Origin of the sequence: Microcella humidisoli, from assembly GCF_024362325.1 — a bacterium.
GTDB classification, from domain to species: Bacteria; Actinomycetota; Actinomycetes; order Actinomycetales; family Microbacteriaceae; genus Microcella; species Microcella humidisoli.
This window is the reverse complement of sequence record NZ_CP101497.1, coordinates 1,701,295-1,721,893: the sequence shown is the minus strand read 5'-3', so window position 1 is coordinate 1,721,893 and position 20,599 is coordinate 1,701,295. Positions and strand designations below refer to the sequence as shown.

General features: G+C 71.7%; 18 protein-coding genes and 1 tRNA gene. 8 read left to right on the top strand and 11 right to left on the bottom strand.

Annotated elements, in window-relative coordinates; genetic code table 11:
• Nucleotides 1-75: 75 nt before the first annotated feature.
• From NNL39_RS08335 to NNL39_RS08325, 3 genes are read right to left on the bottom strand one after another with little or no spacing between them, the layout of a single operon-like run.
• Nucleotides 76-1,953 carry a YhgE/Pip family protein gene (locus NNL39_RS08335; protein ID WP_255158789.1) on the bottom strand — a complete coding sequence of 626 codons (1,878 nt, stop codon included), beginning with the start codon at nt 1,951-1,953 and terminating at the stop codon, nt 76-78.
• On the bottom strand, nt 1,950-4,811 hold the full coding sequence (locus NNL39_RS08330) for an MMPL family transporter (RefSeq protein ID WP_255158787.1): 2,862 nt from the start codon (nt 4,809-4,811) through the stop codon (nt 1,950-1,952). Before NNL39_RS08330 ends, NNL39_RS08335 begins: the two co-directional genes overlap by 4 nt.
• 10 nt (nt 4,812-4,821) lie before the next feature.
• On the bottom strand, nt 4,822-5,379 hold the full coding sequence (locus tag NNL39_RS08325; RefSeq protein WP_255158785.1) for a TetR/AcrR family transcriptional regulator: 558 nt from the start codon (nt 5,377-5,379) through the stop codon (nt 4,822-4,824).
• A gap of 145 nt (nt 5,380-5,524) precedes the next feature.
• On the opposite strand from NNL39_RS08325, the gene NNL39_RS08320 reads away from it, so the two are divergent.
• The 4 genes from NNL39_RS08320 to ppsA all read left to right on the top strand — a co-directional run bounded on the left by NNL39_RS08320 (nt 5,525) and on the right by ppsA (nt 10,973).
• Nucleotides 5,525-5,722, top strand: coding sequence for a hypothetical protein (locus NNL39_RS08320; RefSeq protein WP_255158783.1), 198 nt, complete (start codon nt 5,525-5,527; stop codon nt 5,720-5,722).
• Between the two features lie 151 nt (nt 5,723-5,873).
• Nucleotides 5,874-7,568: a hypothetical protein gene (locus NNL39_RS12995; protein ID WP_265748823.1), complete on the top strand. Its 1,695-nt coding sequence runs from the start codon at nt 5,874-5,876 to the stop codon at nt 7,566-7,568.
• A gap of 160 nt (nt 7,569-7,728) precedes the next feature.
• Nucleotides 7,729-8,589: a pyruvate, phosphate dikinase/phosphoenolpyruvate synthase regulator gene (ppsR, locus tag NNL39_RS08310; protein WP_255158781.1), complete on the top strand. Its 861-nt coding sequence runs from the start codon at nt 7,729-7,731 to the stop codon at nt 8,587-8,589.
• Nucleotides 8,586-10,973, top strand: a complete 2,388-nt coding sequence (ppsA, locus tag NNL39_RS08305) for a phosphoenolpyruvate synthase (RefSeq protein WP_255158779.1) — start codon at nt 8,586-8,588, stop codon at nt 10,971-10,973. The genes ppsR and ppsA overlap by 4 nt, the downstream gene beginning before the upstream one ends.
• Here the strand turns inward: ppsA and NNL39_RS08300 are convergent.
• The 3 genes from NNL39_RS08300 to NNL39_RS08290 all read right to left on the bottom strand — a co-directional run bounded on the left by NNL39_RS08300 (nt 10,970) and on the right by NNL39_RS08290 (nt 13,471).
• Nucleotides 10,970-11,581: a LysE family translocator gene (locus NNL39_RS08300; RefSeq protein ID WP_255158777.1), complete on the bottom strand. Its 612-nt coding sequence runs from the start codon at nt 11,579-11,581 to the stop codon at nt 10,970-10,972. The two genes, ppsA and NNL39_RS08300, sit on opposite strands and share 4 nt — an antisense overlap.
• A 28-nt stretch (nt 11,582-11,609) precedes the next feature.
• Entirely contained in the window at nt 11,610-13,223 is a 1,614-nt protein-coding gene (locus NNL39_RS08295) for an L-lactate permease (protein ID WP_255158775.1), read from the bottom strand.
• Between the two features lie 175 nt (nt 13,224-13,398).
• Nucleotides 13,399-13,471 (bottom strand) — tRNA-Lys (locus NNL39_RS08290).
• A 140-nt stretch (nt 13,472-13,611) separates the two neighbouring features.
• Between NNL39_RS08290 and bcp the strand changes: the two genes are divergently transcribed.
• The gene (gene bcp, locus NNL39_RS08285; protein ID WP_255158773.1) at nt 13,612-14,085 is read left to right on the top strand and encodes a thioredoxin-dependent thiol peroxidase; all 474 of its coding nucleotides are present in this window, start codon (nt 13,612-13,614) and stop codon (nt 14,083-14,085) included.
• A gap of 23 nt (nt 14,086-14,108) precedes the next feature.
• Here the strand turns inward: bcp and NNL39_RS08280 are convergent, their stop codons facing one another.
• Nucleotides 14,109-14,501 (bottom strand): hypothetical protein, encoded by a 393-nt coding sequence (locus tag NNL39_RS08280; RefSeq protein WP_255158771.1) that lies wholly within the window; start codon nt 14,499-14,501, stop codon nt 14,109-14,111.
• A 202-nt stretch (nt 14,502-14,703) separates the two neighbouring features.
• Between NNL39_RS08280 and NNL39_RS08275 the strand changes: the two genes are divergently transcribed.
• Complete coding sequence (locus NNL39_RS08275) at nt 14,704-14,952, top strand: WhiB family transcriptional regulator (RefSeq protein WP_047562402.1); 249 nt, start codon at nt 14,704-14,706, stop codon at nt 14,950-14,952.
• A 60-nt stretch (nt 14,953-15,012) separates the two neighbouring features.
• Here NNL39_RS08275 and NNL39_RS08270 read toward each other — a convergent pair whose 3' ends face one another.
• From NNL39_RS08270 to NNL39_RS08260, 3 genes are read right to left on the bottom strand one after another with little or no spacing between them, the layout of a single operon-like run.
• Complete coding sequence (locus NNL39_RS08270) at nt 15,013-16,515, bottom strand: sensor histidine kinase (RefSeq protein ID WP_255158769.1); 1,503 nt, start codon at nt 16,513-16,515, stop codon at nt 15,013-15,015.
• Nucleotides 16,516-16,575: 60 nt separating this feature from the next.
• Entirely contained in the window at nt 16,576-18,045 is a 1,470-nt protein-coding gene (locus tag NNL39_RS08265; protein ID WP_255158767.1) for an AAA family ATPase, read from the bottom strand.
• 1 nt (nt 18,046) lies between these two features.
• Nucleotides 18,047-18,694 carry a CpaB family protein gene (locus tag NNL39_RS08260; protein WP_255158765.1) on the bottom strand — a complete coding sequence of 216 codons (648 nt, stop codon included), beginning with the start codon at nt 18,692-18,694 and terminating at the stop codon, nt 18,047-18,049.
• A 116-nt stretch (nt 18,695-18,810) separates the two neighbouring features.
• On the opposite strand from NNL39_RS08260, the gene NNL39_RS08255 reads away from it, so the two are divergent.
• A complete protein-coding gene (locus tag NNL39_RS08255; RefSeq protein ID WP_255158763.1) occupies nt 18,811-19,098 on the top strand; it encodes a helix-turn-helix domain-containing protein in 288 nt (95 codons plus the stop codon).
• A 40-nt stretch (nt 19,099-19,138) separates the two neighbouring features.
• Here the strand turns inward: NNL39_RS08255 and NNL39_RS08250 are convergent, their stop codons facing one another.
• A complete protein-coding gene (locus tag NNL39_RS08250; RefSeq protein ID WP_255158762.1) occupies nt 19,139-19,726 on the bottom strand; it encodes a hypothetical protein in 588 nt (195 codons plus the stop codon).
• A 242-nt stretch (nt 19,727-19,968) separates the two neighbouring features.
• Here NNL39_RS08250 and NNL39_RS08245 point away from each other — a divergent pair, with 242 nt between their 5' ends.
• The gene (locus NNL39_RS08245; protein WP_255158761.1) at nt 19,969-20,478 is read left to right on the top strand and encodes an Rv3235 family protein; all 510 of its coding nucleotides are present in this window, start codon (nt 19,969-19,971) and stop codon (nt 20,476-20,478) included.
• The last annotated feature ends 121 nt before the right edge of the window (nt 20,479-20,599 follow it).

The following is a 20,599-nucleotide window of genomic DNA, read 5'->3' as shown; positions in this document are numbered from 1 at the left end:
CGCGCTGCTGCGTGGGGGCGGTGAGCGCGGTGCCGGGGCGGCGATGCGGGATGCTCGGCCGGAGCATCCCGCACCTCACACCGCGGCGGTCGCGAGGGTCGGGGCGAACGCGGCGAGGGCATCCCGTCGGCGGGCGCGCCCCGCCGCGAGGCGCGCGACGAGCAGCGACACCCCGCCGAGCAGGGCCATGGCGGCGACGGCCGCGACGATGCGCGCGGGGTCTCCCCCGGCGAAGAGCGCCTGCATGCCGTCGACGGCGTAGGTGAGCGGCAGCACCGCGCTCAGCGCGGGGAACGGGTCGGCGAGCGCCGCGATCGGGATGAGGCCACCCGTCGCGACGATCTGCACGGCGAGCAGCAGCAGCGAGACGACAAGCCCGGCCCGCCCGAGCGTGAGCGTGAGCGCCGCGTGCAGCGCCGTGAACGCGAGCGCGATGATGCTCGTGAGCGCGAGCGTCGCGGGCAGCAGCGCGAGGTCGATGCCGCTCACGGCATGCACGAGCACGGTCACGAGGGCGGCCTGGGCCAGCGCGATGAGGGATGCCCGGCCGACGGCCCGACGCACGATGATGCCGCCCGCCGCCGAGGTGCCGATGACGCCGCGCGCCGCCGGCCGCAGCGCGAGGAAGGTCGCGAGCGCGCCGATCCAGAGCCCGATGGGCACGAGCGTCTCGGCGATGACCGATCCGACGCCGTCGACGGCGTTGACGCGCGTCGACTCGACGACGACAGGCTCGCTCGCCACGCTGCTGTCGCCCGCCTCGGGCACCTGTCCCGCACCGGAGGAGAGCCCCGAGGCGAGCTCGTCGACGCCCGAGGCGAGCGACTCGGCGCCCGAGGTGATCTCCGAGGTGCCGCCCGCGAGCGCGCCGAGCCCCCCGGCGAGGTCGGCCGCGCCCGAGCGCAGCGCGGGCCCGCCGGCGGCGAGGGCCGCCGCTCCGCTCGCGCTCTGCGCGATGCCCGACTGGATGCCGTCGAGTCCGCCATTGAGCGGCGGAATCACGGCGGAGGCTGTTCCCGCAAGCACTTGCGCGTCGGTGATGGCGTCGAGGAGCGCCTGCTGGTCAGCCGGGCTGAGGTTCGAGGCCGCGATCGCGGGGGCGAGCGCGGCGAGGTCGCCCGCGAGGGCGCCCGCGCTCGACGGGATGCTCGCCGCGGCCTGCTGCAGGGGATCGAGCTGGCGGGCTCCGGCCCGCAGCTCGCCGAGACCGCTCGAGAGGCTGCTGACGCCCCCCGTGTACTCGCCCACCCCTGCCGAGAGCGCGCGCGCACCGCTCGCCGAGGCGCTCGCGCCGGCGCTCAGCTCGCCGAGACCCGCGCTGAGCTCGCTCGCGCCGTCGCCGAGCTGCGTCGCGCCGTCGGCGGCCTCGCCGAGGGCCGCACCGAGCTCGCCGAGGCCCGTCGTCAGTCCGTCGAGGTACTGGGCCGTGATGGCGGCGCCGAACTGCTGGGCGAGTCCGCTGCCGACGGCCTGCACGACCGAGCCCGCGAGGTAGCTGTGCGCGTCGTCGGTCTCGATCTCGAGCTGCGCCTGCACGGGGTCGGGAGTGCCGATCGTCAGCAGGGAGGCCGAGAAGTCGGTGGGGATCGTGAGCACCGCGTAGACCTCGCCGCGCTCGAGTGCCGCGGCGGCCTCGTCGGCGCCCGTCACGCGCCAGTCGAACCCGGTGCCGTCGCCACCGGTGAGCTCGGTCACGAGCTGGCGGCCCGCGAACACGATCTGCTCCTCGCCGTCGGCGGTGGTCGTCGTGAGCAGCTCGTCGTCGTTGACGACGGCGGCGGGGATGCGCTCGAGCGCGCTCGACTCGCTGCCGACCGCGGCGAGCGCGATGCCGACGAGGGCGAGGGGCACGGCGACGGCGGCGACCATGGTGAGCCAGCGGCGCAGTCGCCCGCGATGGGCGAGCGGCGTCGGAGTAACCGGCGCGGGGGCGAGGGGCGAGGCGGCGGTCATGCGCCGCTCCTTTCGATGAGGGTGGATGCGGAGTCGAGGTCGACGGTCAGCGCGCCGTCCGCGGCCGGGCTGCCGGGCTCGCGGCCCCACACCCGCACGACGGGAGCGGGGGCGAGGCGCTGCACGAGCGCGTCGAGCAGGGCGATGTCGTCGCCGGTCAAGGCGTCATCGCGATGGTCGAGCACGATCACGGGGGTCGCGTCGAGCGTGGCGACCGCGGCGAGCACGAGCGCGCGACGGCGGGGGTCGAGCGCCGCGACGGCCGTCTCGGGGTCGGCGACACCGAGCGGCTCGACGCCGAGGGAGGCGAGCGCGGTCGTGAGGCGGGCGATCCAGCGCCGGGTTCGGCGCAGGCCGCGCGGGTAGCCGGCCGCGAGCGCGATGCGCTCGCTCACGAGCGCGGCGATCGTCACGGTCGGCGCGAGCCGGTCGCCGCTCACGTCGACGAGCGTCACGCGGCGCGAGGCGCGTCCGGCTTCGGAGGGGAGCACGGCATCGGCGACGACCGCGCGGCCCGAGCGCGGCGGCAGGTAGCCGGCGAGCGTCGCACCCGCGAGCCGGCGGGTCGCGCCCTCGCCGACCAGGTCCACGCGCGTGCCGGGGCCGGCGACGAGCGTGAGCTGCGCATCCGTGCCCTCGAAACCGAGGCGATCGGCCACGATGACGGCGTCGCCCTGCTCGGCCGCCCACGCGCGGTGGTCGCGGTGATGGCGCAGCTTCTCGCCTTCGACGTCGAGGTCGGGCAGGGTGCGGTCGAGCGCGCGCGGGAACCACCAGGCCGCGCGCCCGAAGAGCGCCATGAGCGCGGGGCCGAGCGTCATGCGCACGACGAAGGCGTCGATCGCGATGCCGACCGCGAGGCTCAGGGCGATGGGCTTGATGAGGCCCGATCCCTCCGGCACGAAGGCCGCGAAGACGAAGAACATGATGAGCGCCGCGGCCGTGACGACGCGCGCGCCGTTCGCGAAGCCGTCTTCGATCGAGCGGCGCGGCTCGCCCGTGCGCACGAACTCCTCGCGCATGCCCGAGACGAGGAAGACCTCGTAGTCCATGGCGAGCCCGAACAGCACGGCCATGAGGATGATGGGCATGAAGCTGAGGATGGGGCCGGGCTCGGCGTGCAGCAGCTCGGCGCCCCATCCCCACTGGAAGACCGCGACGGTGACGCCCATCGCGCTGCCGACCGAGAGCAGGAAGCCCAGTGCCGCCTTGACGGGCACGAGCACCGAGCGGAACACCGCCATGAGCAGCACGACCGACAGTCCCACGACGACGAGGCCGAAGGGGACGAGCGCGTTGGTCAGCCGCGTCGAGATGTCGATGCCGACCGCGGTGACGCCCGTCACGGCGAGCGGCGTGCCGAACTCCTCCTCGATGGCGTCGCCGGCCGCGCGCAGGTCGGCGACGACGAGCTTGGTCGCCGGGTCGTCGGGCGCCGTCTCGGGCGCCACCTGGAAGATCGCGGTCTCGAGGCCCGGCGACGGGATGCCGGGGCTCACGCTCGCGACCCCGTCGACCTGCTCGAGCTCGCCCCGGATCGCCGCGAGGTCGTCGAGGATGTCGGTCGTCTGCGTGATGTCGAGCGTCACGAGCAGAGGGCCAGCCGTGCCGGGCCCGAAGGCGTCGGCGATGATGTCGTAGGCCTCGCGCTGCGTCGAGCCGGCGGGCTCGCTGCCGCCGTCGGGCAGGTTGAGATCGAGCGAGAAGGCCGGGATCGAGAGCACGCCGAGCACGGCCACGACCGAGATGCTCGTGAGCACGGGGCGCTTCATGACGCCGCGCACCCACCTCCGGCCCATGGTCGGCGCCGTCGTGGCGTCGGGGTGGGCGCGCTTCCAGGCTCGCGAGCCCTCGCGCGGCACGAGCTTCGCGCCGGCGACGCCGAGCAGGGCGGGCAGCAGGGTGACCGCGGCGGCGATGGCGATGAGCACCGCGAAGGCCGCGCCGACGCCCATGACCGAGAGGAACGGCACGCCGACCACGAGCAGACCGAGCAGCGCGATGATGACGGTCGCTCCCGCGAATACGACAGCGCTGCCCGCCGTGCCGACCGCGACGGCCGCCGACTCGGCCGGGTCCATTCCCCGGGCGAGCTGACCGCGATGCCGCGACAGGATGAAGAGCGCGTAGTCGATACCAACGGCGAGGCCGATCATGACGGCGAGCAGGGGCGCCGAACTCGAGACCGGCAGGAACGCCGCGAGCCCGAGGATGGCGCCGACGACGATGCCGACGCCGATGAGCGCGGTCGCGAGGGGCATCCACGCCGCGCGCAGCGAGCCGAAGGTGATGATGAGCACGGCGCCGGCGAACAGCACGCCGAGCACCTCACTGACCGTGAGGCCGACCGTCGTGTCTTGGAACACCTGCCCGGCGAATTCGACGCGCACGTCGACCGTCTCGGCCGTCGCGACGAGCGCCGCGATCGTCTCCTCCGAGATGTCGGACGACGCGCCGTCGAGCTGCACGCGCACGATCGCCACGGCCTCGTCGTCGCTCACCTGGCCGTCGGCGAACTCGTCGAACGGACCGAGCACCGAGTCGACGCCGTCGACGCCGATGAGGGCGCGCTCGAGGGTGTCGATCTGGTCGCGAATGCCGGCATCCGTCACCGCTGCACCCTCGGGCGCGACGACCACGGCTTGCGCGCTCGCCCCCGAGACGGCCGGGAAGAGCGCGTTGAGCTGGTCGAGCGCGACCTGCGACTCGGTGCCGGGGATGCTGAAGGTCTCGTCGGTCTGCCCGCCGAGCGCGAGGCCGCCGCCGATCGTCGCGGCGAACACCACGAGCCAGGCGACGATGACGAGGCGGGCGCGGCGGTAGGAGAACCGGCCGAGCCGGTAGAGGAGCGTGGCCATCGGGGCGTCCTTAGGGGGTTCGGGAGTCGGCGGGCACGAGCAGGTCGTGCAGGATCTCGAGCAGTGCAGAGCGCACCTCGTCGATCGGGATCTCGCCGTTGAGTCCCAGTCGTTCGGCGGCCGCCAGCGTGTAGGCGACACCGCCGAACGCCACGCCGAAGCGCAGCTTCTCGATCGTGGAGCCGCTCGCGAGCCGGAACAGCTCGGCCACGCGGCGCATGAGTTCGGTCGCCCGGTGCATGACGGGCACGTCGTCGAGCGTCGCCCCCTGATTGATGACGAGGGGCACGACCTGGCGATGCAGTAGCAGCAGGTCGACGAAGCGCTCGACGAAGTCGGCGCGCCGCAGTCCACCGTGGTCGTCGAGGGGCGTGATGAGCTGCTCGAGGTCGTCGAGCGCGGGGCTCACGATCTCGGCGAGCAGCTGCTCCTTCGAGGCGAAGTGGTAGAGCACGCTCGCTTTCGAGGTCCCCGCGAGATCGGCGATGCGCTGCAGCGAGGTCGCCGCGTATCCGGCGGCCGCGAACTCGGCGAGCGCGACAGCGCGAAGCTGGTCATGGAGGGACATGCCTCCACGCTACTGACCGATCGGCCAGCCCTCTGACCAGTCGGTCAGTTTCGAAGGATGCTCTGGGCATGGTCACAGACTCCGTGTCAAGCCGCCCCTCGCCCGGGCCCCAGCCGCTAGCGTGGAGCAGAACCTAGGAGGCCGCATGCGCAGGTACATCTTCAACGGAGCCGTCATCGGCGCCGCGTTCTCGGCCGTCGGCGTCATCAACGCGACCCGCACCGGCCCGCGCGACTGGCGGCTCGCCCTCATGTGGGTCAGCTGGGGCATCAGCGTCGCCGTCGCCGTGGGCACCGTGATCGAGGAGAACCGGGCGAACGACCCGCTCGAACTCGACGACTAGGGCCCTCGCCCGCATGTTCGCGAAGCGAACATGAATCGGGACTATCCCCCGTTTTGGGTGACCAACGTCCCTATCGCGGGCGCGCTCACGAGAGCACACTGTGCGTGTATCGGCGAATCCGGTTCACCATCACTCGTGAGGAGTCCACCCCATGAACAAGAGATCCCGCGCGGCGATCGCGCTCACCATCGGCACCGCCCTCGCGGTCGGCCCCGCTTTCACCGCGAACGCAGCGAGTTCGACCATCACCAACGGAGGGTTCGAGGCCGACGCGATCGGCTCCACGAGCATCACGGGATGGACGACGGTCAACCAGGCCATCGACCTCGGCGTGACGTCGCTCGGTGGCTGCACGACCGTCGACACCTCCGACTACACCAACCTGCGCGAATACGCCGACGAGGCCGAGGCCGTGTGGGATCGCACCTACGCGAACGTGCCCGATCTCGACTCGGACCACTACTACGTGCACGACGCCTTCACCGGCGACCCGATCACGATCCTCGGCGACCGCCTCGTCTGGAACGACTGGGACGGCTACTACCTGCTCGAGGTGGCGATGGCGCCCGTCGGCGAGCCCGACTTCTCGTTCTCGAGCGTGCCCGACCCCGGCGAGGGCGAACCCGGCCCGGAGACCGAGCCGGCCCCCGAGACCGAACCGGCACCGCAGCCGGAGGAGACGACGCCGGTCGACCCGGAGCCGTCTGAGCCGACGCCCAGCGATCCGACGCCCAGCGAGCCGACCCCGGCTGACCCCGCTCCTTCCGAGCCCGCGCCCGGCGAGCCCGCGCCGAGCGACCCGGCTCCCGAGAACGAGCCTGCGCCGGTCAGCCCGGTCGAGGCCCTCTACAGCTACCTCGCGGAGTGGGATTGGAGCAGCGACCAGTCGAACGCCTTCGACGTAGCGGAGAGCGCCATCCCCGACCCGACCCTGCGCGGTGACACGCCCGCCTACGCGGGTCTCGACGAGGAGTCGTACGAGATCTCGATCGTCGACGGCGCCGACGTGGGTCGCGCGGGCAAGGTCCTCGAGCTGTACAGCGATCTCGGGGGCGACTACGACGGCTACGTCATCCACGGGCCGGCGATCGTCAGCGCACCGTTCACCGTGGCGGCCGGTCGGCAGATCAGCCTCGACTGGAAGGCGGTCGACGACAGCGACGACTTCCACGTGTTCGGCTACCTGCTCAACACGAGCACGTGCGCGCAGACCGAGGTCATCGACGCGACCGGCGAGGTGCAGGACTGGACGACGACCTCGGTCGCCATCCCGTCCGCCGGCACCTACCGCTTCGTCTTCGTCTCCGGCAGCTACGACAAGAGCTGGGGCGGCGCCGCGGGTGCCTACATGTACATCGACAACATCGTGCAGGCGCCCGTCTTCTCGAGCCCCGGCATCGACCTCTCCCTCGCCGCGGGCGTGGGCGACTACCTTCCGGGCAGCGATGTGCAGGTCTCGGGTGGCGGTCTCGAGCCCGAGTCCGCCTACGACCTCGTGCTGCGCTCGACGCCCGTGACGGTGACCGAGGGCGTGACCGACCTGGACGGTCGGTTCGTGCAGGTTGTTCCGCTGCCGCAGAACATCACGCCGGGAGCGCACACGATCACGCTCACCGGGCAGGGGCCCTCCGGACGACTGACCGAAGTGGCCTACATCACGGTCGGGACGGACGGCACGCTGCTCTACCTCTCGATGGACGGGCCGCAGCCCGCGCTCGCCATGACCGGTCCCGCCGAGAACGCCGGCCTCATCGGCCTCGCGCTGCTGCTCACGCTCACGGGCGCGGCGGCGGTCGAGCTCGAGCGGCGCCGTCGCGGGCCGTTCAGCACGGTGTACGTGCGGTAACGCGCTTCATCCCCGCGCCCCGCGGTCGACCTTGGTCGACCGCGGGGCGTCGTCGTGCGGGGCACGATGCATGACCAAAGACCCCTGGGCGCGCGGCCCTGCGAGGCCTACCCTGGGGGTGCCCCAGCGCGGGCGCCGGGGCGCTCGGGGAGGGGGTCGCATGAGCGCAGCATCCGCCCCGCGCGCGGTGTTCTTCGTCTCCGACGGCACCGCCATCACCGCCGAGACGCTCGGCAACGCACTGCTCGTGAGCTTTCCCGGCGTGCCGCTCGCGCGGCACACGATTCCGTTCGTCGACGACGCCGTCGCGGCGGCCGAGGCCGTTGCCACGATCGCCGCGACCCCCACCGGCGCTCCCCCGCTCGTGTTCACCACCATCCGCGACCTCGCCGTGCGCCAGACCGTCGCCGCCGCCCCCGCGATCGTCGTCGACCTGCTCGGCGGGCACCTGCGCGAGGTCGAGGCCGCGCTCGGCGCGAGCGCGCAGCCCGGCCGCGGCACCGTGCACAGCCTCGGCGACCTCGACCGCTACCACGAGCGCATGTGGGCCATCGAGTACGCCATCGAGCACGATGACGGCCAGAGCCTGCGCGCGCTCGACCGGGCGCAGGTCGTGCTCATCGCTCCGTCGCGCTGCGGCAAGACCCCCACCTCGATGTACCTCGCCCTGCAGCACGGTGTCGTCGTCGCCAACTACCCGCTGACCGACGACGACCTGGCGGCCGGGAGCGGTTCCGCCGAGCAGCTCCCCGAGCCGCTGCGGCCGCACGTCGACCGCCTGTTCGGGCTCACCGCCAACCCGCAGCGGCTCAGCCAGGTGCGCGAGGCCCGCCGACCGGGTTCCCCCTACGCATCGCTCGCCCAGTGCACGCGCGAAGTGCGCTGGGCCGAGCGCCTCTACCGGCGCCACGGCATCCCGCACCTCGACTCGACCGACCGTTCTGTGGAAGAGATGGCGGCCGTCATCACCACCACCCTGCGCAGGCGCGCTGCGAGCGCGCCGGAAGGAGCACTGCCATGAGCGCGAGCATTCTGTGGTTCACCGAGATCGGCATCGACGACATCGGCCAGGTGGGCGGCAAGAACGCCTCGCTCGGCGAGATGGTGAGCGCCCTCGCCGAGAAGGGGGTGCGGGTTCCCGGCGGCTTCGCGACGACGGCGGATGCGTACCATCGCTTCCTCGCCGGCGACGGGCTCTACGACCGCATCATGGCGGCCGTCATGCCGCTCGATGTCACCGACGTCGCCGAGCTCGCCCGCACGGGCGCCATGATCCGAGGCTGGATCGAGCAGCAGCCGTTCCCGGCCGACCTCGAGGCCGAGATCCGCGAGGCCTACACCCGCCTCGTGCGCGACGACCCCGACCCCGACGGTGTCTCGTGGGCGGTGCGCTCGAGCGCAACGGCCGAAGACCTGCCCGACGCCTCTTTCGCCGGTCAGCAGGAGACCTTCCTCAACATCGCGGGCATCGACAACCTGCTTGAGGCGATCCGCAGCGTCTTCGCCTCGCTCTTCAACGATCGCGCGATCGCCTACCGCGTGCACAACCGCTTCGCGCACGACGAGGTCGCGCTCTCGGCGGGAATCCAGCGCATGGTGCGCGCCGACGTCGGCGCGTCGGGCGTGCTGTTCACGGTCGACACCGAGTCGGGGTTCACCGACGCCGTGTTCATCACCTCGTCGTACGGGCTCGGCGAAGCGGTCGTACAGGGCGCCGTGAACCCCGACGAGTTCTACGTGTACAAGCCCGGCGTGCGGGCCGGCCGGCCCGCCATCCTGTCGCGGTCGCTCGGCGAGAAGGCCGTGAAGATGGTCTACGCCGGCGGCGCGAGCACGACGACGAGCACGGTCTTCACCGACGTCGACCCCGCCGACCGCGGCCGCTTCTCGATCACCGACGACGAGGTGCACGAGCTCGCCCGCCACGCCCTCACCATCGAGGAGCACTACGGGCGCGCGATGGACATCGAGTGGGCACGCGACGGGGTCGACGGCCTGCTCTACATTCTGCAGGCGCGGCCCGAGACGGTCGTCTCGCGCGCGGGTGCCGTGCTGCGCCGGTTCACCCTGCGCGAGCGCAGCGAGGTGCTCATCACAGGCCGTGCGATCGGGCAGAAGGTCGGTGCGGGTCCCGTGCGCGTGCTCGACTCGATCGCCCACATGGATCGCTTTCAGCCCGGCGACGTGCTCGTCGCCGACATGACCGACCCCGATTGGGAGCCGATCATGAAGCGCGCATCGGCGATCGTCACCAACCGCGGGGGGCGAACGTGCCACGCGGCGATCATCGCCCGCGAGCTCGGCATCCCCGCCGTCGTCGGAACGGGAGACGCCACGGGCACCCTCGTCGACGGCGCCGACGTCACCGTGTCGTGCTCGGAAGGGGATGAGGGGCGCGTCTACCGCGGACGACTGGAGGTCGACGAGGTCGAGACCGCCCTCGACGCCATGCCCGCGATCGCGACGAAGCTCATGATGAACGTCGGCACGCCCGACCAGGCGTTCTCGTTCGCGCAGCTGCCGAACCGCGGGGTCGGCCTCGCGCGGCTCGAGTTCATCATCAACACGCAAGTGGGCATCCACCCCCGGGCGCTGCTCGAGCGCGACACCCTGCCCGACGACCTGCGCGCGATCGTCGACGCACGCACCGCCACCTCGGGGTCACCGCGCGAGTACTTCGTCCAGCGCGTCTCAGAAGGTGTCTCGATGATCGCCGCGGCCTTCGCGCCCGAACCCGTCATCGTGCGCATGAGCGACTTCAAGACCAACGAGTACGCCGGGCTGATCGGCGGCACGCGCTACGAGCCGGACGAGGAGAACCCCATGCTCGGCTGGCGCGGCGCATCCCGCTACGCCTCGCCCGAGTTCCGCGCCAGCTTCGCCCTCGAGTGCGCGGCGATGCGCCGGGTGCGTGACGACATGGGCCTCACGAACGTCGAGCTCATGATCCCGTTCGTGCGCACGGTCGCCGAGCTCGAGGCCGTCATCGCCGCGCTCGCCGAGAATGGCCTGCGTCGTGGCGAGAACGGGCTGCGCATCATCATGATGTGCGAGATCCCGTCGAACGCGCTCACCGCCGCCGCGTTCCTCGAGCACGTCGACGGCTTCTCGATCGGCTCGAACGATCTGACGCAGCTCACCCTCGGGGTCGACCGCGACTCGGCGCTCGTCGCCGCATCGTTCGACGAGCGCGATCCGGCGGTGCTCGCGCTGCTCGCGATGGCCATCGAGGCGTGCCGCGCGGCGGGCAAGTACGTGGGCATCTGCGGGCAGGGGCCGAGCGATCACCCCGATCTCGCCGATTGGCTCGTCGATCAGGGCATCGAGTCGATGTCGCTCAACCCCGACACGGTCGTCGAGACCTGGACGCGCCTCGCGGCGCGCGAGGCGGCGAGCACCGCCTAGAGCTGCCAGGGCAGCAGCACGCCGATCAGGATGAAGAGACCGCCGGTCGCGCGGTTGAACCAGCGGCCGGCGCGGGCGAGCAACGGCTGCAGCGACTGCGACAGCGCCGCCACGACGAGCTCGAACACGATCTCGATGACGATGAACGTGCTCGCCATGATGATGAATTGCACGCCCAGATCGCGCTGCGGGTCGATGAACTGCGGCAGGAAGGCGACGAAGAACAGGATGCCCTTGGGATTCGTCACGGCGGCGAGGAGTCCCTGCTGGAACAGCGACCAGCCGGAGGCGGTCGGGCGGTCGCCGCTCGCCGCCACGGCAATGGCGGGAGCCCGCCACACCTGCACGCCGAGGAACACCAGGTAGGCGCCGCCCACCCACTTGAGCACCGTGAGCACATCGGGCGCGACGAGCAGCAGGGCGCCGATGCCGAACATCGACACGGCGATCACGATCAAGAAGCCGAGCGCCCCGCCGAGCACCGTGAAGACCGTGCGGCGCACGCCGTAGATCGCCCCGTGGGTCAGCGCCAGCAGCCCGTTCGGCCCGGGGGTGAACGAGAGGCCGATGGCCGCGACCAGAAAGATCAGCCAGGTGTCGATGCTCACGGCACCATCCTGCCGCCCCGCGGCGGGGTCAGGGCACCATCCAGCCGAGCGCGGCGGGGATCGACTGCAGCACGATCAGCACGGTGATGAGCGCGAGCAGGCCGATGCTCCAGGGCAGCAGCTTGCGCAGCAGCGTTCCTTCCGAGCCGACCATGCCGACCGCGGCCGCGGCCACGGCCAGGTTCTGCACCGAGAGCATCTTGCCGAGCACGCCCGCCGAGGAGTTCGCCGCGGCCATGAGCACGGGCGGCAAGCCCACCTGCTCGGCGGCCGCCACCTGCACGGGGCCGAAGAGCACGTTCGACGAGGTGTCCGACCCCGTGAGCGCCACGCCGATCCACCCGATGATGGGCGACAGCACGACGAAGAATCCGCCCGCGGAGGCGAGCGCGACGCCGAGCGAGGTCGCTTGGCCCGAGAGGTTCATGACGAACGACAGGCCGAGCACGGCCGTGACGGTGACGATCGTCCAGCGCAACTGGTGCAGCGTGGCGCCGTAGGCGGCGACGCCCGTGCGAGGCACTATGCGGTAGACCGCCGCGGTGATGAGCCCCGAGATCAGCAGCAGGGTGCCGGTGGCCCCGAGCGTGTCGAGGTGGAACTGCTGCGCTCCGGCCGGCACCCCCGCCGCCGTGACGACATCGAGCCCCGGCCAGGCGAACGTCAGGCTGAGCGCGGCGAGCCCCTGCTTGAGGGCGGGAATCTGCGCGAGCGAGAAGACGGCCATGATGATGAGGTACGGCGCCACCGACATGAGCACCTCGCGGGCCGGCGGGCGCTGCACCGCGACCGAGTCCGTCGACACGGCGCCCGAGATGCCCACGAGCTCGGCCGGCTGCCACACCCGCAGCATGAGCAGCACGGCCGCGATCGTCGCGACCGCGGCGACGACGTCGGTGAGCTCGACGGCGAAGTAGTTCGACGTGATGAACTGCGCGAGGCCGAACACGAAACCCGCGACCAGAGCAACCGGCCACGTCTGCTTCAGGCCGCGGCGGCCATCCACGAGGAAGACGAGGATGAGCGGCACGAGCAGGGCCATGAACGGCGTCTGGCGGCCCGCCATCGAGGCGAGATCCTGCAGCGGCAACCCCGTCACGCCCGCGAGCGCGATGACGGGTGCGGCGAGCGCCCCGAACGCGACGGGCGCCGTATTGGCGAGCAGCGAGACGAGCGCGGCCTTGAGCGGCGCCATGCCCGCCGCGAGCAGCATCGCCGCCGAGATCGCGACCGGGGCCCCGAAGCCCGCGAGCGATTCGAGCAGCGCCCCGAAGCAGAACGCGATGAGGATCGACAGGATGCGCAGATCGTCGCTCACCGATCGGATCGTGCGGCCGAACACCTCGAACCACGGCGTCACCGTGGTGAGGCGGTAGACCCAGAGAGCGTTGACGAGAATCCAGAGGATCGGGAAGAGCCCGTAGAACACTCCCGCGCCGGCGGCGCTGAGTGCCTGCACCGGCGGCATGTTCCACCCGACGATCGCGAGCACGATCGAGAGCCCGAGCGCGGCGAGAGCGGCGAACGGCGCCCGAACCTTGAACACCCCGAGCAGCACGAACAGCAGCACGAGGGGCAGCGCGGCGGCGATCGCCGAGAGGGCGAGCGATCCGAACACGGGGGCGATATCTTGCTCGAACACGGGTGGTGGCTCCGCTCGCGAGGGGTGGCGCGCCACTGCGGCGCCGCCCCAGTCTGCGGGCGCGAACGCCGTTGCGCACCTGGTTCACGAGGATTCGTGACTTTGGTCCCGATCGATCGCCGGTCGCCCGGAGATGCGAAAGGCCCCGCGCTGGCGAGAGCAACGGGGCCGTTCGTACACCCCCCGGGACTTGAACCCGGAACCCACTGATTAAGAGTCAGTTGCTCTGCCAATTGAGCTAGAGGTGCGCAGCCCGACGAGCGGGCCGAGAGGAAACACTACCACCCGCGCGACCACGGTCTCCACTCGGCGATCGCTCAGCCGTTGCGAGACGGATCTTCATACACTGTGCAGGTCGAGCACACGACACGACCAGGAGGAGCATCCCATGGCAGCGACCCGCCTCGAAGCCGGAGCCCCGGCCCCCGCGTTCACCCTCCCCGACAAGGACGGCGCGCACGTCTCGCTCGCCGACTACGCCGGCAAGAAGGTCGTGCTGTACTTCTACCCCGCCGCGAGCACCCCCGGCTGCACGACCCAGGCGTGCGACTTCCGCGACAACCTGGCCTCGCTGCAGGCGGCCGGCTACGTCGTGCTGGGCGTGTCGAAAGATGCTCCGGATGCCTTGCAGAAGTTCGCCGCCGAGGAGCACCTCCCCTTCCCGCTGCTCAGCGACCCCGAGCTCACGGTGCACAATGCGTACGGCACCTACGGCGAGAAGTCGATGTACGGCAAGACGGTCATGGGAGTCATCCGCTCGACCTTCGTCATCGGCGAGGACGGCACGCTCGAGCACGCGCTCTACAACGTCAAGGCGACGGGCCACGTCGCGAGCCTGCGCAAGAAGCTCGGCCTCGACTAGCGTCCCCGCGAGCGTCGCGCAGCTTAGTCGCGCGCGTCGAGGTACCGCGTGACGGGCGTGCTGAGGATGAGCACGAGGCCGAGCACGGCCGTCGCGATCACCCACCAGCCGATGTCGGGGCGCGGGATGAAGCCCTGCACGCTGCCGACGCCGATCGCGAGCTGCAGGAACTGGTAGGTCAGCACGCTCCCCCGCGTCCAGGCGCGGCCGCGATGCACGCCCACGGTCATGGCGACGAGCCACACGGCGACGAGCAGCACGAGCACGATGAGCGCGATCGCCGTCGGCGGGAACTGCGCCTCGGCGAGCAGCAGCTCGATCACGAGAAAGCCCGTGATGCCGACGATGAGCGCCGTCTGGCCCGCGAGCAGGATGACAAGCAGGGTGACGAGAGGCGAACGTCGGGTGTCTTCCATGCGAACCATCCCATGCGTACCTATTGATTTGACAACCAGCCTATGGGAACCTATACGAGGTTGATGTGACGCCTACAGAGCGGTGGGCGACGTTCCCAGAACCTTCTCTCTCACCGAAATCGTTGGTGCGAGCACCGACGATGTAGCGCGTCTGTCAACCTTCGGCGCGTGCTACCTGACCCACACAAAGGAGCACTTCCCCATGGATTGGCGCGACAAAGCAGCCTGCCTCACCGCTGACCCCGAGCTGTTCTTCCCGGTCGGCAACACCGGCCCCGCGGTCGACCAGATCGAGAAAGCGAAGGCTGTCTGCGGCCGCTGCTCGGTGACCGAGACCTGCCTGCAGTACGCCCTCGAGACGAACCAGGACTCGGGCGTCTGGGGCGGCCTCAGCGAAGACGAGCGCCGCGCCCTGAAGCGCCGCGCCGCCCGCGCCCGCCGCGCCTCCTAGCGCTCCACTCGACAGCACGCCCCGGCGCTGCATCCGCTGTGATGCGACGCCGGGGCGTCGTCATGCGCGGCGCTTGAGGTAGTGCAGCGGCACGTCGATCGTCACTTCGGTGCCCTCGCCCTCGAGCGTGTGCCAGTCGATCGTGCCGCCGAGCTCGCCCTGAATGAGGGTGCGCACGATCTGAGTGCCGAGACCCGAGCCCACTTTGCCTTCGGGCATGCCGCCGCCGTTGTCGCGCACCTTCACCGAGAGCGCGGTCTCCGTGCGCGAGGCGATGATCTCGACCTCGCCGTCGGGCCGGCCCTCCAGGCCGTGCTCGACCGCGTTGGTGACGAGCTCGGTGAGTGCGAGCGCGAGCGGCGTGGCGTACTCGCTCGGCAGGATGCCGAAGCTGCCGGTCGACGTCGGCCGCACGACCGTGTTGTGGCTCGACGCCACTTCGGCGATGAGCATGAGCACGCGCGAGAACACCACGTCGAAGTCGACGTTCTGGTTGAGGCCTTCGCTGAGGGTGTCGTGCACGACGGCGATCGCGGCCACGCGGCGCATGGCTTGCGTCAGAGCATCCCGTGTCGCGTCGGCGTGCGATCGACGAGCCTGGATGCGCAGCAGCGACGCGACCGTCTGCAGGTTGTTCTTCACCCGGTGGTGAATCTCGCGGATCGTCGCGTCTTTCGTGATGAGCTCGCGCTCCTGGTGCCGCACCTCGGTGACGTCGCGCACGAGGATGATGGCGCCGATGCGCCGGCCGTCGCGCAGCAGCGGGATCGTGCGCAGCGTCACGGTGACCCCGCGCGACTCGATGTCGGTGCGCCACGGCGCGCGGCCGGTGACGACGAGCGGCAGCGATTCGTCGACCTGCTGCGGGCGCCCGGTGAGCAGGCTCGTGGTGACCGTGGCGAGCGATTGCCCTTCGAGCTCGCCTGCGAAGCCCATGCGGTTGAAAGCGCTCAGGCCGTTGGGGCTCGCAAAGGTGACGATGCCGTCGAGGTCGAGCCGGATGAGGCCGTCGCTCGCGCGCGGGGCGCCGCGGCGCGGACCGCTCGGCGCGGCGAGGTCGGGGAAGTCGCCGGCGGCGATCATGGCGAACAGGTCGTTGGCGCACTCGTTGAAGGTGAGCTCTTGCCGGCTCGGCATGCGCGCCTCGCTGAGGTTGGTGTGCCGCGTGATGATGGCGATGGGATGCTCGCTCACGCCCTTGCCGCCGCGCCCCGGTCGCCGCATGACGGGAACAGCCCGCACGCGCGTCGGCGTCTCCTCGTACCAGTCGGGCGCCGACGAGTCGACGATCTGTGCCGTCTCGGCGGCCTGCGTCACCTGACGCCGCCACTCGGGCTTGACCTCCTGCCCCACGAAGTCGCGGTAGAACAGGGTGGCCGAGCTGCTGGGGCGCGCGTGGCCGACGGCGATGAAGCTGCCCGTGCGCGTGGGAACCCACAGCACGATGTCGGCGAAGGCGAGGTCGGCGATCAGCTGCCCTTCGGCGAGCAGCAGGTGCAGCCACTCGATGTCGACCTCGTCGGCATCGCCGTGCTCGTGCACCAGATCTGAGAGCGTCGACACGGCTCCAGGCTAGTCGCTGCGCGGTGCCGTGCAGCCCGCGCGGTCTCAGCCGGTGCGGTGTCAGCCCGCGCGGCCGGCCACGAGTCGCCGAGCCCAGCGCGGGCCGGCGCCCGTCGCCGGCCCGCGCGCGTACCCGAGCGCGTCGGCGAGTTCGGCGATGCCGCGGGCCAGCGCCGACCGGGGCGCGGCTGCCGGTGCCGGGCGGGCCGTGAGCACGGCGGCGTCGGCCGCATCCCGATCGTCATCGATCAGTACGGCGTCGCGGATGCCGGCGAACCGCTCGAGCGTCTGCCGCACCTGCCCGTGCGGGTCGATGCCGAGCACGGATGCCCGCACGCGGTTGACCGCGATGCGCACGTGCGCGGTCTCGATCGTCTCGAGCAGGTCGGCGTGCGTGCGCAGCAACCGCGCGAGTCCGAGCGGGTCGGCCGCACCGACCGCGACGACCTCGTCGGCCGCGCGCAGCGCGGCGATCGTCGCGGCGTTGCGTCGGGGCGCGAGGAGGTCGCTGCTGAGCTCTTCATCGCTCTCGAGGTTGAAACCCGCGTCGACGACCACGACCGACCGCCAGCGCCGGCAGTGCTCCAGCACGGTGGTCACGCGCGATGCCGAGAGCTCGGGCCACCGGTGCGGGCGCCCGATCCCGGTGAGCACCGAGAAGGGCATGCCGCCCGCCGCCGTCGCCGACTGCGCGACGCGGTCGAGCTCGCTCGCCGTGAGGGCATCTGCCCCGGCGAGCCGGCACGCCGCTGCGAAGCCGGGCGACTCGTCGAGCAGGCCGAGGGCGGGAGCGATCGTGCCGCCATAGGTGTCGGCGTCGATGAGGCACACGGCCTCACCCCGCGCGGCGAGCTCGGCGGCGAGTCCGATCGCGATCGTCGTGCGGCCCGGCGCGCCCGCGGGGCCCCAGACCGTGATGATGCGCGGACCGCGCGGACTCGACGCAGCGGTCAGAGGTGACGCAGCGGGCAGTGGTGACGCAGCGGGCAGTGGTGACGCATCGGTCGACGTCGCCGCGGCCGGCATCGCAGTTGCGAACGACCTGAGCGGATCGAGGGCCGGGGCGCTGGGTGGCCGGGCACTGGGTGTCCGGGCACCCGCCGGCGCAGCGTCCGGGGCCATCGACGCATCCGGGGCCATCGACGCGTTCGACGTCGACGAGGCCGGCTCCGGCCCCGCGGGCATCGGCCCGAGCGGCGGCTCGCCGAGCAGACTCACGTCGACCGACCCGTCTGCGCGCATGTGCAGCACGTCGTGCAGCCCGAGGCGCTGGGCGCCGACCGACAGCGGGGACTCGTCGCCGACGACGAGGCAGCTGCGCACCCCGAGCAGGTCGCACGATCCGACGACCGTGGCCGAGGCGACCGCGGGATGGTCGGCGAGCAAGATCGCGTCGGGTGCGCGCTGGGCGAGCTGCGCGAGTACTTCGTCCTGATCCAGCGCACGCCAGATGACCCGGTGCCCGGCACGCAGCACGGCGAGCTCCACCGCATCCGCGTCCATGCCCGGCACGGCGATCGCGACGAGCACCTCAGCCCCCGATCGCGAGCGACGCGGGAACGGCCGAGAGCGCGTCGCCGTTCGCCAGGGCGTGCAGGATGCGCGCCACATCCCGCCGGGGAACGAGCAGCTCCACGCGACCCGCCTCGGTTCCCGCCACGATCCCCTCGGCCGCCACCGTGCGCACGAGCAGGGTGCCCGGGGCGATGACGACGGGCGCCCCGAACCGACCGGCCTCGAGCGCGGGTGCCGACCAGAGGTCGAGCGCGTCCCCGGGTCGCACGGTCGCGCCGAGCGCCGTCGACAGGGCGACGACGATCGTGGTCTCGCTCGGCCCGCGAACATCGCCGACGGCCGCGATCGGCACGAGCTCGCCCGCACCGACGGTGCGCGTGACGACGATGCCGGCCTCGGGCACGTCGGCGGGACGCAGGTAGCCGTGGCCCTCGACGCCGAGGGCAACCCGACGCACCTCGAGATCGTCGATCGTGAGCACCTGGCCCGCCGTGAGCAGGCGGGGCGCCGCCAGCACATCCTCACCCTCGTCGGCCGCGGTCACGATGCCGACGACCGCGGCGATGGACGCCGCCACGAGCGCGAGGCCGACGAGGAGCCGGGCGTCCGGGCGCCGCCGAGCGCGCACGGGGGCGGGCGCAGTGGGGGTCGAGGCGTCGTGCATGTCTCCTCCAGGTCTCGCGGAGCGGAACGCGACCGATCCTGACGATTCCCCGGGATCTGCCGGAGCAGTTATCCACATCCGGGGTCGACACCGCCTGGGCGGTCGATAATCGAGGCATGACGGATGCGGCGAGCAGCCCCCTGGGTCACCTGCTGACCCTCACCGACGTAGCCGAGGTGCTTCGCCTCACCGCCGCAGAGGTTCTCGAGCTCATCCGCTCCGGTGAGCTCCCCGCATTTCGACTCGGATCGCTCGGACAGTGGCGCATCGAACAGGGCGCCCTCGAGTCGTTCATCGCCACGCAGTACGACGAGGCTCGGCGGCTCGCCATGTGGCAGGAAGCGCAGCAGGCCGACGTCACCGAGCTGTTCGGTTCTCGTCGAGCGCACCGCCCCAGCGCCTGAGCGGATGCCGCCCCGGCAGCAGGTCGCGTCGGGAGAACGCTCAGAGGCGAACGAGGAGGATCTGGTCGGTCGGGATGACCCGCACCTGCTGAACGTGCTGCGACCGGCGCGGCACATCGCGATCGTGCTCGGCCAGGTCGACATGATCGCGCCCGACCCGGTCGATCGTGCCCGTGACGTCGCCGGCGAGCGTGCGGATCATGACGATTGAGCGTCGGCGGCACAGATCGCGCAGCAGGAAGGCGATGCCGAGCCGTGCGGCGAGCTCGGAGCGCTCAACAACGGGCTCGAGCGATCGCGCCGCCTGCGCGGGCGTCACGAGCAGCGCATCGACCGCCAGGAACGGGACGATCGCCTGATCGCGACCCGGGGGTTCCTCGATGTCGCCCGCGAGCCAGTCGCGCCCGACCGTGCGGATGCGGAGGCGCAGCACGGCCCCCGACCGCAGTCGGCACCGGATGCTGTGCATCGCGGGATCCTCCGCGTCTCGCAAAGCCACGAGCCGCTCGCGCAGCGGGAGGCGACCGAGGCGCAGCCGCTCCTCCTCGTGACGCAGGTCGGCCTGCTCCGCCTGCAGCTCATGTTCGAGCTGGCCGGCGAGGTCGTCGAAGAGGTGATCCCAGCGCATGCCGAGACGGTATCGACGGCCCCCGACGCCGCCGACCGAGTTCTCCACAGTTCGAGGATTCCTCTTTACGAATGAGGAATCTTTTGCTTGAGTGGTGCTGCCCCGCTGGGGTGCACCAATCGGTCTACCGTCCGGGGAGGGGGCGGGGCCGCCGCGACACCCGCGTGCACGAACGCCGTGCGCGCGTGGCCACCGTCATCGACACCCCGTCCACGAGGCCTCCCCCTCGGAAGGAGCCGACCGTGATCGCCGCTTCGTCCCCCGCTGCTTCGTCCGGCGCTGCTGCGTCTCCCCTCGCTCAGCCCGCCCCCGTCTCCGGTCGGGCCCCAGGCGCTCCCCCGCGCGGCCGGGGCTCGCTCGCGCGCATCGCGCATGAGGAGTACTTCGACTACCAGCCCACCTCGACCGCCGATCTGCCCGATCCGCGGCCGCTCGTCGAGAACCTCACGCGGTGCGTGATCGAGATTCTCGCCGGAGCGCGCGAGCTCGAGCAGGTCGCGCGGTGGGTCACCGACGACGTGTACCGCACCCTGCTCGCTCGGGCCTCGATCAGCGCTCGCGCTCGCGCAGCCCGCGGTGCCCCGGCGGTGCGTCCGACCTTCTCGGTGGGGGCACCGAGACTGACCGAGCCGCGCGATGGCGTGGTCGAGGCGGTCGTGATCGTGACGAGTCGAGCGCGCGCCCGTGCCGTCGCCATCCGACTCGAAGGCCTCGACCGACGCTGGCGCGCGAGCGCGATCAGCGTGCTCTGAGCCGCCCCCGGCGACTCATCGAGAGCCGGCGTTCGTGGCATGAGTCCCCGACCATTCGGCGACTCATGCCACCGACGACGACTCTCGGACGGCAGCGTGGCGCGGAGACCCCGTATCGGGG